The organism is Shimazuella kribbensis DSM 45090, from assembly GCF_000428065.1.
GTDB classification, from domain to species: Bacteria; Bacillota; Bacilli; order Thermoactinomycetales; family Thermoactinomycetaceae; genus Shimazuella; species Shimazuella kribbensis.
Genome location: NZ_ATZF01000030.1, coordinates 1 through 13165 on the forward strand (window position 1 = coordinate 1; position 13165 = coordinate 13165).

The window sequence follows — 13165 nt, forward strand, 5'->3', positions numbered from 1 at the left end:
TGGAATGACATCGCTTCATCTGCTAAAGTTTCAAAGGGTGATGGAGTTGTATTATATGAGCATATCAATTACAAAGGAAAGCATTGGTTATTGAAGCCTGGTAAATATCCAAACTTCACCAAAAAGAAGCTGGGTAAAGGCTCATGGAATGATGTTGTCTCCTCCGTTAATATCATAAAGTAACTCCAATAGAAAACGCTTGATCCATGATAGATAGGATCAAGCGTTTTTCTTATGACAGGGTTGCTGCTCTAGTCCGCAGGATTATTTCCATTTTTATTCAAATTACGGTTCGTGGATTTTTTTATCAAATAACTACTTTTTTGTTATTTTTTTTGTCAAAGCAATTAATAAACCTATAACTCCACTCAATAAAAATAAATACCCAATTGGAATTAGGAAAAATGGTTCGTGTAGCATACCGTTACTTTCCACTTCTGATCCAATAAGTGCCTTTGCTAAAAAGCAAATTGCTCCAATTGTTAACAAAATGATACTCATCAAGTTCATTCTTGCTTTTCTGACTTCGCTTCCATCTTTCACCAATTTACTTGTCATAGTATTATCTCCTAAAATTAATTGATCAAGAGAAAGATTAAATATTTGAGCGATTTGGACCACCATTTGCAAATCAGGTAAATTTCGATTGTTTTCCCAACTAGAAATAGTTTGTCTTGATACATTTAATTTTTGTGCTAACTGTTCTTGAGTTAACTTACCATTAGTTCTTATCTTTTTAATTTGTGTTCCAAAATCCATAGAATCAATTCCTCTTGTCAATTAATTTATAAATGGAAAATGCTTATTTTTAAAGATTGAGTAACAAGCAATAGCTATAATCAGGGCTTGTATGACTGTCATCTTCAGATTCACATAATGATCATTATAGCAATTCGTGAGTAGCAACCCTGTCATAATAAACGTACATGAAGTGGCATCTATCACTGGACACAGTAATATTCATTCTACACTTCCTAGTCGATAAGCAATGCTAGACAAGTTGAAAGTAGGGATGAATCTCCATTTTACATAATATGTAAACTATCTGACGGATCACAACAGGAACCCTGTCATTAGGATCACCAACATTTTATAAAAATCCTACGCTAAGGGTAAATCAGCAACCCTGTCACCACAAACTCAACTGCTGACCAGGATCAAAGTTAAACCGAAACTGCTTATGTGTCATCACTGTACCATTTGTTGGTATACCATCAGCGCTCATGATGCGATCAAATACTTGTACATTGCGTGATGTGATAGCTTCGATCTTAGCCGATACATTTTCATATGGGGTACCTTCTTTACAATGCCAGATATCATTTATTTGAAGCTGTTCCATTTGATCACACCCCTAGTCGTATCATTTCGGGAAAAACACACGTTAAGACATATTTTAGTCACAATATATCAGATTACCTACACGTTAAGGATCATGGTAAAACTCTTTTTATGAACCGAGAGGAGCTTATACCGTTTTGATTGATTTCAAATAAAAATAAAATATACATTTAAATAAATGAAATATACATGACTAAACATGTAACAGAAATAGATTAATAGTAGTTTTATAATGAATTTTAGACATAAGTTTATAGTCACCAGTATGTAACCAATTGAATGACATTAAGACAGGATGATGAAAATGAAAAGTTGGAAAAGAAAAGTAATTGCATTTAGTTTAGCATCTGGTTTGTTGATAACAGGTACCGCAATAACTACCATTTGTACAACACATGCAGCTTCAAATACAAAAATAGTATCACCTATGCATCAGTCTCAACAAACAACTATCAAAAAGATTAAGCATCTTGCAGATCAAGGAAAAACAGTCAATAGTGAAGAATTTGCTCTCCAATCCAAAACAAAAGATATTGTAAAAAAATGGGGAGAACCAGATGAAAGTTCGAATCCAAATGAATTTTTTTACGACGATAGAGGTGTAGGCTTCATTGCGAAGAACGAAAAAGTAGTGAAAATTTTCTCAGGAGATAGATGTTATGACGATATTACTTACAAAGCAGTGAAACAAGTGCTTGGAAAACCTGCTAAAGAAACGAAGAAAAAGGGTACTGGTGTTTTCCTAACTTACAAAGCAGGTAAAAATACATTGCAATTCATCTTCTATTTCAAAAATGGCAGTACAGAACCAACCACTCTTAGCGAATTAAATGTCTCTTAATTTTCCTCTTTGATAAACCATGTGAAAAAATCCATTTCTAGATGGTGTGGAAACGATTCGGGAAATGAGGGGCCACACTGGAAAATATATCTATCGTGCCGCTTTTGGACTTATCTTGGACTGACAGAAAAATGCGGATTTACAACGTTAAGCCACTCACACGAGTGGTATTTCGTATTATAAGGTCGTCCGGTTAAGAAAAAACTGATAGATTCCATTATATGGTTAGGTTCTCCCACAGTGGCCGGATGCTGGTTAGATAACAAAATAAAAGAGGACCTTTATGGTCCTCTTTTATTTTGTTATCTAATAAGGATAACTACAATAACAACAACTAAAGAAATTAGATCACTCTATTTTACACTGTTGTTATTGTTTTCATTATTCTTTAACATACCAGCATGGACCACATCCACATCCCCCAATATCACAGCAACCATCATCCTTGCTGCCATCATTCCAACTGTCGTCACTACTATAACTTTGTTGACTACTCCAAAGCGAAGATAGAACCGGAACCACCCCAGAAACTACCAGCGCTGGAATACCAGCTAGCAAATAACCTCCTGAAACCAATTGAACTCCACTGATAGCAAAGATAAAAAAGCTCATAATAGATAATAAAAACAAATTATCCCTCCTTTTCGTTATAATATATGAATTTTGATTTTTCCATAAATTCATTATACTACACTGGTGCCTCTGTTTGGGATAGAATCAGCATCCGGCGACTGAGGGGTAACGGAACCATATAATGGAATCTATCTGACAGACTAGAGCAGCTACCGTCTCACTGCCCCTAGTAGCGGTGGACGGCTTACAGTTTGGTGGAACAGTGATGACACATAAGCAGTTTCGGCTTAACTTTGATCCTGGGCAGCAGTTGAGTTTGTTCGCCTAGACAATTTACAATATTCAGGTGATAATACAGCATATTGAAGGTTTGATGGGTTCCCCTGCAATGAATTTTATAAGCAGACAGATTTTGGTCCATTTGAATTAATATATACACATGATTTCAGAAAAACTGGTGACACTCCAGAAGCGTTAGCTGGAGAAATGGAATACTGTTTTAAAACGATGATCTAGATATAAATTTGAATCAGAAGAATATAACTATTTAATCAAGAATCCGCAATTATTAAAGGAAAAAACATTGACTATGTGAAAGAAATTGCGGTCTGTTTTACTCAAAGTTTTTTGTATACCAAATGAAATTAGAATGACAGAGGTGTGTCTGATGACTAATATCGTTAAAATAAGAGCAAGTGTATTTATTCCAATGTCTTGGACTGAACCTAAGAAGGATATTCAAACAGGAAACGTGATTCAATTCGAAGGTGACTCACGTGAATTTACCCCTTATGCTGTAAACACAATGCGTTCTAGAATTGAACAAGAAGTAGTTGTAGACTTTTACATAAAAGAAATTTTCACATATGCGAATACGGGCATAACAACAGAAAGAGTTACAACTCCAGATGGTTCTATTAATAAAAGAACTGGAAAAGCTAGTACAAAAGATATTTTGTGCACTGATATCGTATGGAGTTCTGATGACGTCAAATTTCAAATGAGTGCTAGCGCTAGCAACCCATTAAATGTATATGCACCTCCTGTTGACTACCTATTAACTGTACATGTCAAAAAAGATGGTACTGTCGATATTGAAGGTACACATGATGGATTTCCTTGTTATGAATTTTATAAGCAAGTAGATTTTGGTTCGTTTGAAAAAATTCATACACATGATTTCAGAGAAACTGGTGATACAGCTGAAGCTCTAGGTGGAGAAATGGAGTATAGTTTTAAAAAGATATTGTAAGAACAATATAATGCCCTTATTGGCCCAGAACCAGCATCCGAACGACGAACCCTAATTTGACTAACAATGGAAAAACGACTTGATTCCTTAATGGACATCCAAGTCGTTTTGTATATGTGAATGAAAGAAATTTTATAATTTGGACTCCACTCTTAGGGGTGGTGACAGGGTTGCTGCTCTAGTCCGCAGGATTATTTCCAATTGTTGGTCAGATTAGGGTGTTTTTGCCCAACGCCTCGAAAAGGGGGAATATCGAATTTTCAGATTTTATCTTAGACTGTGCTAATCCCTATATCATTTCATCCATGTCAACGGACTCTTGTTGTGTATTAAATTCATATCGTCCATATAGGTTAATATGTTGCCACGCGACAGGGGATATTTGTTTTATAATATCTACATCCTGACCATTCATTTCTCTATATGGCGGTCATCCGAGATAAGTCCAAAAGCGGCATGATAGATACATATATTTTCCAGCGAAGCCCCCTCGATGGCGAATCGGTTCGTTTTCCATTATATGGTCCGATTGCCCCTCAGTAGCCGTTTGCTGGTTCTATCCCTAGTAGGTGTCCTGAGTCCAAAAATAATATTTTTTTATAGAGAAGAACCAGCTATCTATCAAGGCTGGTTCTTCATTTTACATTATTAGGAAATAATCCTGCGGTCTATCGTACACCTGTCACTGGGCCTGTCTGGTGTACGATAGACCGCAGCTGCTCTAGTCCGTCAGATAAGATTCCAGTATATGGTTACGTTACTCCTCAGTCGCCGGATGCTGGTTTCTAGGCTTAATAGTTTCGTCATATTTCCGTACCCTTCAAAATGAAAATACCACCTGAATGCATATCTCAACTCCAAAATTAAATTTATATTGAACAAAAAAAGTAGGTTAGATACCTTTACAAAATTAAAATCTTCCACATAAGATATATAGCTGCTGATACTGATAAGAGGAGGTGATTCGATGCTAATCTTCTTATTTTTAATTGCCATTAAATTCATTTTACCTCGTTTTGGATTTGGCAGAGGTTTCATTTAATGATGTTATGTAGATATACTAGTTCTGCCATGAACTGGAACCATCCATTTATATCATCTCTCACACTATAAAATGTTCTCTAGTATAGAGGACATTTTGCAACTTCCTCAGTAGTCTACTTTTACAATCACCATAATCTCAAAAATATTCCTCCTCAATTGGCGGCTTTTCGTCATCAAGCTCCGAAATATCTTCTAACGCTATGAAAGCAATGTTGTTTTATTACTGCTCTACATACTCAGATCATTGCACAACATCTACATGCAAAATATCTAATATACGCCATTATGAGTGTGTTTTATTCATGTGGTAATGTACGCAGGTATATAATATAAAAATGCTATAAAGTGCCTTTTTCTTTGAATAATGCAATATAAACAAAAAACACGATCAAATGACCGTGTTCAATATACAATCAAATCTTTTCCTGTAGGGTATCCATTAGTAACATTCTTTTCTATATGACTCCTGCTGGCTTCTAGAACCTGGGTAATTTCCGGTTTTGTTTCTAATACAAATCGAATGTTTTTACCATCAACTTTTAATTTAATCTGACCGTCTATATATAAATAGATTGTAGCTATTTCTATCTTGATCCTCCAAATAGAACCCCCCACGAGCTGTGCAGACCTAATTCTCACTGGAGGCTCTTTTGCTTTTTATAAAAGGGATTCCCATGTTTTTGTCGTATTCCTCATATTGGAAAAAATTGGGAGGGATACATATATGAGCATTTCTATCATCATTTCAATAATCGTATGTTTGTAAGATGAGAGCCGCCGTTTTGGTGGCTCTTTTGCGTTTATAAAGCTCGAACCTTTTCCAATAACTCCAGGTACCTTTTCAATCTACTTTTAGCTGTTCGAAGCTGTTCCTCTTGATTCTTTGCTTCAAACTGTTTAATCTGCGATTTCGTAGCTGCGTCAGAGTAGTATCCCGGCGGATCAACTGAGAACTCTTCTCGGTTGATCCGCCGACGGTTAGAAAAGTAAATTTTATTAACTCGACATCTTAAAATCATCGAAATGAAGTTCAGGAGGCTGGCGATTCGGATCTAAGTGATACTTTATTTGGATAACATCTCTAGACAAATCGTTGCTAACATTTGGCAAGACTTGTATGGACAATATGTTTGATCGCTACATCTCGAGCAACTTTTACAATGTGAGCTTGTTGAACGATACGCAATAAATCATCAAAATCTAAAATCAAAATTCTATAAAAAGAAATACAGCAATTCAATTCCATTATATAGTTTCGTTGTCCCTCAAGTCGTCAGGTGCTGGTTTTAGGCCTTTTTAGATATTTCGACCTAAATAGTCTTTAACTGCTGGAATGATTCCGTTATAGGCACCTTCAAATGGAATAGTTTCAGCTTCATAACATGCATGGTAGATACTATCTTGTACTGCCTTTGCTGCTGCATTACCAATGATATCAACACTAAAATGTGACCAATCGGGGGTTTCGAAATATTTACCATATTGGTTAAATAGGAAGGATTTTTCTTCCGTTGAAAACACAAAAACGACGTCTCCATCAATTGATGTGTGGACAGGGTTTATAGCTCGTACTTGTCCATGAGAGGCAAGATGTGCAACTCGCTCGTAATTCTCTCGACTTTTCAGGTCAATGTTTATGCCCACAATGGAAATAGTCGTATTCATCTTGTCAGAGGTGACAAAATCAGTCGTATCGTCAAACGTTTTAAATTTTTTCTGTTCATCTCTGTTCCCCACAAGAATAGTTCCATCTGGCTTAACGACATTTCCTAATGCGTTTACGACAGATAAGGCACAAACAATAATATGGTTACCAATATTGATCCGGGCAGAGCCTACACCTGCTTTCATTGCCCCGCTTTTCGTTCCTTCTTCTAAATACTGAAATTTACCGACAGCAGTTCCTGTCCCTGCTCCGACATTGCCATTTGCAACAGGTTCATTACTGGCATGATTGAATGCTTCTCTACCATAGATAGCGTTAAATTGTTCTATCCTAGTACCCAGATCAAATACAATTGCCCCACTTATGCTTGGATTGATTATGTTTGCATTTCGACTACTGGTACCTTTTTCAATCATGCTTTTCATAATTTCTGATGCACTCATCAATCCCGTAAGGCTACCTCCTGCTACAAATAGTCCCCATCTTTTATAGAATGAGCTGCCATTACGAAGGAGGTCTGTGTTAAACGTTCCAGGTGCTCCACCATATGCTTTATATGCAACCGGATAAGGTTTATCAAATACAACAACTGTACATCCAGTTAGTTTATCGAGATGCGTAGAGTGGCCGACTTTAATGCCTGAAAGAGCAGTAAGGGTATTATTCTCTCTCCTTTTCTTCATGTACATATAAACAACCCCCTACCCTCTTTATACTTTTTTCTTACTTATACAGAGAATAGCAAATCAAAAAATAAATATTTAAAATATAAACGCTGTGAATTCATTATTCTTGATTATCTTTTCTTTTCATTTTTTTCGCTGTTTTCTTGCTGGATTGTATGGCATCTAAAACGAAAAATTCTTTCATAATCTCCAACCTCTTCGAGAGAAAAAGATTCGAATGATCCAATAAAACAAACAACCGACTCCTTAACGTGTAGGTAATCGGTTAAATTGTGTCTAAATTATTCTTAACGTGTATTTTTCTTCTTTGGGTACGGTGACCCCAATAGGATGAGCAATGATATCAACCATATTTTTACGAAAGGATATCCTAATCTATCCTATCTTCATTCTTAAATATATCCCATTCTATTTGATCCGCACAGGCAATCCAAAACAATGCATAGTATCGTTCTTCCACTAAAATAGGTTCGATATTATCTATCCATTCACCAGTTTGTTCATGGATTTCCTCTATAAAATGGCGGAGAAAGAAGTAAAAATGAAGCTCTTCTAGAATTTCTTGTTTTGGTCTTAATTTGGCTTTTTGAATGAATGGTTGCATTGCTTCTCCTAATTCTGGTAAACACTCTGCTACACCAGAACCATCCATTCTTTCTGTTGGTTCTAACATGGTAGGAATTTCTCCTAATGCCCATAACAGTACATACAAAGACTCTGCTCTCCAAGTAATGACATTGGATTGCATTGCTTTTTGTTTCCACAATATCTCTTCTTCTGGCAACTCCGTCAAGGAGAATACCCTTTTTTCTCGCTCCGTTAACTCACTTTCCATTCTCTCCTGCTCTACCCATTTGACAATGTCTTTTGGATCTTGGTAAAAAATCACACCAAGTAATGCATGTAAAGCCAATGTCCGTTTGGCTAACTCCGTACCATCATGGAAGTGAATAGGTAAAATCTCTTCTATCTCTGGTAAAGATCCGATTTCCAAACCATGCTGCCTTAACCTATTTACTGTCGAATTCATTGGTATCAGACCTCTCTTTAACTTAAACCAAACTATTTCTCTTATCAAATATTGGAAAATAATATAAAACAATTATCGTATTTGCTTATACCCATCACAAGAAAAGCATCCCACCATCTTTTTTTGTATCATGAGTTCTTTCCTCTCCAAAGAGCTAAGACTCCAGAGAATTTTCATAAGTCTTCATGAGATTCATTGAGTTTAACAATACACGATGAAAGAGCTGCAGAGAATTCCTATCTTCATAATCCAATTGGATTTCTTGTCTTATGCTTCCTACCTCGTATATTACTTGAAGCTTATCTAATTCAGGAAATGGATACTTGTTCCATAGCCAAAGGACGTTATTTATTAATTTATCAATAGAACCGGCGCAATGTATACCCATATAGTGTAAACCTACTCGTTCATACATCCTAGAACCTGCAATTAAAAAATAGTGGACAGCTTCTGGAGGGAACCCGAGACAAATACCGAGAGCTTGTATGTGTTTTGGATTTTGACTATCTGAGGTTCCATTTACTTGGTTTAAAAATGAATGCATCTTTTCTTTATCCTGAAAAAACAAATAATCAGAAAAACTCTCTCTCTTTTGTAAAACATAATAAGGGTAATTGGTTTTGAGATGGGAAATGAACTCATAATGATCGGTCGTTATTAATGCAGGCTTTATCCCCAATAAAAATGATTCTTCTGATTTCATACCCATCATCTCGCTTTTCTTCTATTAAAAAGATGGTATTTCACAAAGGAAAAACACGATCTTTTAACCGTATTTTCTTGATTCCATTACTTGTCCCATGGATTTTTTCGAGACGATGTTAGTGTCTTATCTGATTTTGCTTCCAGATACTGACGAGGAACACCATCATAATCTCCCTTTGGACCTTTAGCATTAAACCAATCAGTCATTATTGGTCCTCCCTTATGAATCAAGATCGGATTTCTAAATTTATTTTTTTATTAAATCCAAACTCTTCTGTACATACTTACTTTTCTTTCTAAATTCTGAAAATCCTGTTCTTATATAATGTTTTTTTAAAATAAACCAATTCTTTTAAAAGAGATGATTCGGAATTCCTTTCTAGAAAACAGACCTCATGTAGAGTTTCTCAGTTGAAATTGGTCGTCTCCCAAACAGTTTACGGAATATGAATTCCGTAAACTGTTTTATTTACAAAAGGTTGAATTTGGTTTACAGAATACGATATAATGAATGGATAAAATGGTTTACGGAATACGCAGAATAAAAAGGAGATGGATATGGACTATTTGGACCAATTTGAAACTTGGTTATCCGAGGATGGGAAAAGTAAATTTACCATTGAAGTGTACCTACGTTCCGTTCGTCAATTCATCGAATGGTATGAGAAAGAGAACGATGAAAAATTTGTCCCTCATGAAATTACGACCCTTGATCTACAAGATTGGAAACAACACATGCAAATAAGAGAAAAATTAACTCCAGCGACCATTAACAAGCGAGTTTCTTCCATTAAAATGTATTGGAGTTTTCTTCTCGATGCTCAACTTGCTACGGTTGATGTTACCAAAAAAGTGAAAACCAAGCGTTCTTCCAAAGTAAATGAAGCTCCTCGTTGGTTGACTCGAAAAGAAGTAGCAAGAATCCTTCATACAGTGGACAACGGTAAGAAAGAGTGGGAGAGAAAACGGGACAAGGCGATAATTTTATTTATGCTGATGGCTGGCTTACGAATCAGCGAAGTGAGGGATCTCGATCTTCTAGCTATTGATGAACATTACTGGAGAATTACCATAACAGCAGGAAAAGGAGGGAAATGGAGAATGGCTCCCATGAACCCTGATTTAATTCGTGCTTACAAAGAGTGGCGAGAAATTCGAGGAAATATAGATTGCCAGCAGCTTTTTGTTACGCGAAATGGTACTTCGATTTCCAGACAAGGGATTCATAAGCAGTTAAAGAAGTACTTCCGAGCACTTGAGGATAAAGATGTTTCTGCTCATTGCCTTCGTCATACTTTTTGTAAGAATTTAATTGATCAAGAAGTGAAGATCCAAGAGGTGGCCATGTTAGCAGGACATGAATCGATCGAGACTACCAGACGCTACACCACTCCATCAGAAAAAGAGCTCCGAAAAGCGGTTGGATTGATTAGTGAAGAAAGATAAAAATAGGAATGGAGAAGACGATATCTCGTATAAGTGATTAATTTTAAGTAATTACATCCTTATGCATGGTATAGTACGAGTAAGATTGAACTTTCTTATTGATGATAAAGAGATTACAAATAGACATTTTTATAAAATGGTAAATCCAAACGATAAAAAGTAGTTTTAACATCATTGTTTAACCATACATTTTTGTATCCACAAATAAAGAATAAAGGGGGAAAAGGATGTTTAACAAGATCGATTCCTTAAAAGAGAGGTTACAAACACTCCGAGAAAAAGGTCGAATTCACCCAGATACAGAAAACAGTATAAGAGATAAGTTTATTGTGGATTGGACCTATCATTCGAATGCCATCGAAGGAAATAGCCTTTCTTTGATGGAGACACGGGTGGTCCTAGAGAGTGGAATGACAGTGGGTGGAAAATCGCTCAAAGATCATTTGGAAGCAATTGATCATAAAGAAGCTATTCTGTATCTGGAACAACTAGCTCAAGCAGAAGAAAAATTAAGTGAGACGAATATGAAACAAATTCATGCTATCGTTCTTCAACGAATTCGCCCTACCGATGCAGGACGTTATCGTAGCGTACCGGTTACGGTTGGCGATCATTTACCACCACAACCATGGGAAGTCCCTATCCAAATGGAACAAATGATACATAAGTATCATGGAGAATGGAATAAACTCCATCCCCTAGAACAAGCTGCCTATCTTCATTGTGATTTTGTCCGTATTCATCCATTCATTGATGGAAACGGACGAACTGCAAGGCTCATTACAAACCTTGAGTTAATGAAGGATGGATATCCGCCTATCATCTTACCAGTAGAACAGAGAGTATCTTATTACGAAGCACTCCAAAATTATGATGATACCAGTGATCCTAGCAATTTCTTAACTTTACTGACTACATTAGCTGAAAAGTCCCTGTCTTTCTATTTATCTGTTTGTGGTGGTTAAGATCCAAAGTATTTTGGGAACCTCCATTTGAGGAACCTCCATCCACAACAAGACACTAGTTCATTCCAAATATGTAATTTGTCATTTCAAAGCCACGACTAGAATCGTGGTTTTTCCTTTCTTTCTTTTTATTCATTCTAGGATTTTTTCAAAATGTAATACGATATCCAGACAAGGGATTCATAAGCAGTTGAAGAAGTATTCCATTCCCGGACATTAGAGGACAAAGATAATTTGCTTCATTGATAGTCATACATCTTTAAAAGCTTGATATACAAACGATTTATTGAAAATCCATCCCTATATTTGGAGGTGTGAAGGTGAATGAAAAAAAGAACCATGAACGATGTTTTTCAAATGCTAGATGAGGTTCCTGATGTAAAGGATTTTATGGAAAGTTACTCTGTAAAAATCATCAAGGAGTGATTCTGGATGAAAATCAACTCAGAACAACAATACAAAAGAGAAAAGAAAAAACTGGAGCACTTGGAAGAACAGCGTAAGGACATCACAGAAGATTTAACCAGTAAGGGTTACAATCAAACACAAATCGATATTGCATTAATGGCCATTAACAAAATCTATTTCTCATTAAAATATGATATCGAAATGTATGAAAAAGCAAAACAAGGTGATTTTGATCAGGAAACAGTCAAGATGAGCCAATTGGAATCTTTCTTGATTAAAATGCGTGTTTACAAAGGTATCACTCAAGAACAATTGGCAGAGAAATTAGGGGTTTCTCAGGTACAGATTTCGAAAGATGAGAAATTTGAATATCAAGGAATTGGAACCACGAAGTTGAATCGAATTCTCCAAGTGTTAGGGATAGACAGATTAACGATCATCTCAAAAGAGGAATATCCACCTCAGTATTATGATTGGCTCGAAAAACAAAAAGCTCTTCAGGAAATGGAGAGTATTAAGAATGAAATATCATCCACCAAAGCTGGATAAAAAAGCTCAACCCTCCTATATTCTGATAGAGAGGTGGAGCTTTTTTTTTACTTCTTTCAGGCGGCGTTGCTCGAAGCACCAAAAAAGAATTTGCATAAAGCCAATGCAGAAATAGCTAACCATATTATCAGCTATCGAATGAAGGAAGTGTGGGGAGAAGCCACCACAGGGGGTAAGGCACCGATTCGCACATTGAGGGGCCACCCTGGAAATTACTTACATAATTATAAAGTGGCTGTTGTTTTTACTTTGCTAAATAACGATAAACAGTGGTACAGGAGATCTCCATCATTTCAGTAATATCTTTAATCGGGGTTTTATTTGCTGCAAGTGTTTTGATCATCTCCCCCTCCCTACGTTATTACACCAAACGAAACAAGGATTAATTTAAACCCAAACAAAAGGATAAGAGCAATGAGAATACTTACGATAAAGAGCCAATTGGCAACCTTCTTCTTCTCTAATTGAGGAATCGTAATAAGCAGGACAATAAGAATACAAAAGCATACAAAGAGAGCCAGAGGAAATTGAAAGTACCAGGGTAACGCAGGGGAAAGATCCATAATGAGATGGTTAACGAAAAGGAAAGTCGGAAAGATAATTGCACTTATTAATGTCTCTTCTTTTTTTAGGAGCCATTTTTTCAATTTATCACGAAC

General features: G+C 36.1%; 15 protein-coding genes and 1 pseudogene. 7 read left to right on the top strand and 9 right to left on the bottom strand.

The features are described 5' to 3' along the window. Positions 1-183: beta/gamma crystallin-related protein (locus A3GQ_RS25160; RefSeq protein ID WP_037465710.1), on the top strand; the 183-nt coding region annotated here is incomplete at its 5' end. A gap of 132 nt (positions 184-315) precedes the next feature. On the opposite strand, the gene A3GQ_RS0120460 is transcribed toward A3GQ_RS25160, so the two are convergent. Beyond that, positions 316-759 (bottom strand): DUF3955 domain-containing protein, encoded by a 444-nt coding sequence (locus tag A3GQ_RS0120460; protein ID WP_028778633.1) that lies wholly within the window; start codon positions 757-759, stop codon positions 316-318. A 370-nt stretch (positions 760-1129) separates the two neighbouring features. Next, positions 1130-1342 carry a hypothetical protein gene (locus A3GQ_RS0120465; protein WP_028778634.1) on the bottom strand — a complete coding sequence of 71 codons (213 nt, stop codon included), beginning with the start codon at positions 1340-1342 and terminating at the stop codon, positions 1130-1132. Positions 1343-1645: 303 nt separating this feature from the next. On the opposite strand from A3GQ_RS0120465, the gene A3GQ_RS0120470 reads away from it, so the two are divergent. After that, positions 1646-2182, top strand: coding sequence for a DUF4309 domain-containing protein (locus A3GQ_RS0120470; RefSeq protein ID WP_028778635.1), 537 nt, complete (start codon positions 1646-1648; stop codon positions 2180-2182). A 381-nt stretch (positions 2183-2563) separates the two neighbouring features. Here the strand turns inward: A3GQ_RS0120470 and A3GQ_RS0120475 are convergent, their stop codons facing one another. Continuing rightward, complete coding sequence (locus A3GQ_RS0120475) at positions 2564-2812, bottom strand: hypothetical protein (protein WP_028778636.1); 249 nt, start codon at positions 2810-2812, stop codon at positions 2564-2566. Positions 2813-3127: 315 nt separating this feature from the next. Between A3GQ_RS0120475 and A3GQ_RS26430 the strand changes: the two are divergent. Beyond that, a pseudogene (locus A3GQ_RS26430) lies at positions 3128-3271 on the top strand (DUF3238 domain-containing protein); the annotation flags it as partial. A gap of 151 nt (positions 3272-3422) precedes the next feature. Next, positions 3423-4007, top strand: a complete 585-nt coding sequence (locus A3GQ_RS0120480) for a DUF3238 domain-containing protein (RefSeq protein WP_028778637.1) — start codon at positions 3423-3425, stop codon at positions 4005-4007. Between the two features lie 2340 nt (positions 4008-6347). On the opposite strand, the gene A3GQ_RS0120495 is transcribed toward A3GQ_RS0120480, so the two are convergent. The 4 genes from A3GQ_RS0120495 to A3GQ_RS28295 all read right to left on the bottom strand — a co-directional run bounded on the left by A3GQ_RS0120495 (position 6348) and on the right by A3GQ_RS28295 (position 9345). After that, complete coding sequence (locus A3GQ_RS0120495) at positions 6348-7406, bottom strand: P1 family peptidase (RefSeq protein ID WP_028778639.1); 1059 nt, start codon at positions 7404-7406, stop codon at positions 6348-6350. Between the two features lie 367 nt (positions 7407-7773). After that, positions 7774-8433: a DUF4272 domain-containing protein gene (locus A3GQ_RS0120505; RefSeq protein WP_028778640.1), complete on the bottom strand. Its 660-nt coding sequence runs from the start codon at positions 8431-8433 to the stop codon at positions 7774-7776. 154 nt (positions 8434-8587) lie between these two features. Continuing rightward, positions 8588-9145 (bottom strand): hypothetical protein, encoded by a 558-nt coding sequence (locus tag A3GQ_RS0120510; RefSeq protein WP_028778641.1) that lies wholly within the window; start codon positions 9143-9145, stop codon positions 8588-8590. A gap of 77 nt (positions 9146-9222) precedes the next feature. Continuing rightward, positions 9223-9345, bottom strand: a complete 123-nt coding sequence (locus tag A3GQ_RS28295) for a hypothetical protein (RefSeq protein WP_281170852.1) — start codon at positions 9343-9345, stop codon at positions 9223-9225. Positions 9346-9696: 351 nt separating this feature from the next. Here A3GQ_RS28295 and A3GQ_RS25885 point away from each other — a divergent pair, with 351 nt between their 5' ends. From A3GQ_RS25885 to A3GQ_RS25175, 3 genes are all read left to right on the top strand, one after another. Then, entirely contained in the window at positions 9697-10584 is an 888-nt protein-coding gene (locus tag A3GQ_RS25885) for a tyrosine-type recombinase/integrase (protein ID WP_051272184.1), read from the top strand. Between the two features lie 227 nt (positions 10585-10811). Beyond that, on the top strand, positions 10812-11549 hold the full coding sequence (locus tag A3GQ_RS0120525) for a Fic family protein (RefSeq protein ID WP_028778642.1): 738 nt from the start codon (positions 10812-10814) through the stop codon (positions 11547-11549). A 432-nt stretch (positions 11550-11981) separates the two neighbouring features. Further along, positions 11982-12506: a helix-turn-helix domain-containing protein gene (locus tag A3GQ_RS25175; RefSeq protein WP_037465714.1), complete on the top strand. Its 525-nt coding sequence runs from the start codon at positions 11982-11984 to the stop codon at positions 12504-12506. Between the two features lie 244 nt (positions 12507-12750). On the opposite strand, the gene A3GQ_RS26435 is transcribed toward A3GQ_RS25175, so the two are convergent. Both A3GQ_RS26435 and A3GQ_RS27895 read right to left on the bottom strand, forming a co-directional pair. Continuing rightward, complete coding sequence (locus A3GQ_RS26435; protein WP_083964344.1) at positions 12751-12849, bottom strand: helix-turn-helix domain-containing protein; 99 nt, start codon at positions 12847-12849, stop codon at positions 12751-12753. A 10-nt stretch (positions 12850-12859) separates the two neighbouring features. Continuing rightward, positions 12860-13165: hypothetical protein (locus tag A3GQ_RS27895; protein ID WP_028778643.1), on the bottom strand; the 306-nt coding region annotated here is incomplete at its 5' end.

Excerpts from the sequence above, each read along its gene's own strand:
- A3GQ_RS0120460 (WP_028778633.1), bottom strand. The coding sequence starts at position 759 with ATGGATTTTGGAACACAAATTAAAAAGATAAGAACTAATGGTAAGTTA.
- A3GQ_RS0120465 (WP_028778634.1), bottom strand. The coding sequence starts at position 1,342 with ATGGAACAGCTTCAAATAAATGATATCTGGCATTGTAAAGAAGGTACC.
- A3GQ_RS0120470 (WP_028778635.1), top strand. The coding sequence starts at position 1,646 with ATGAAAAGTTGGAAAAGAAAAGTAATTGCATTTAGTTTAGCATCTGGT.
- A3GQ_RS0120480 (WP_028778637.1), top strand. The coding sequence starts at position 3,423 with ATGACTAATATCGTTAAAATAAGAGCAAGTGTATTTATTCCAATGTCT.
- A3GQ_RS0120495 (WP_028778639.1), bottom strand. The coding sequence starts at position 7,406 with ATGTACATGAAGAAAAGGAGAGAGAATAATACCCTTACTGCTCTTTCA.
- A3GQ_RS0120505 (WP_028778640.1), bottom strand. The coding sequence starts at position 8,433 with ATGAATTCGACAGTAAATAGGTTAAGGCAGCATGGTTTGGAAATCGGA.
- A3GQ_RS0120510 (WP_028778641.1), bottom strand. The coding sequence starts at position 9,145 with ATGATGGGTATGAAATCAGAAGAATCATTTTTATTGGGGATAAAGCCT.
- A3GQ_RS28295 (WP_281170852.1), bottom strand. The coding sequence starts at position 9,345 with ATGACTGATTGGTTTAATGCTAAAGGTCCAAAGGGAGATTATGATGGT.
- A3GQ_RS25885 (WP_051272184.1), top strand. The coding sequence starts at position 9,697 with ATGGACTATTTGGACCAATTTGAAACTTGGTTATCCGAGGATGGGAAA.
- A3GQ_RS0120525 (WP_028778642.1), top strand. The coding sequence starts at position 10,812 with ATGTTTAACAAGATCGATTCCTTAAAAGAGAGGTTACAAACACTCCGA.
- A3GQ_RS25175 (WP_037465714.1), top strand. The coding sequence starts at position 11,982 with ATGAAAATCAACTCAGAACAACAATACAAAAGAGAAAAGAAAAAACTG.
- A3GQ_RS26435 (WP_083964344.1), bottom strand. The coding sequence starts at position 12,849 with ATGATCAAAACACTTGCAGCAAATAAAACCCCGATTAAAGATATTACT.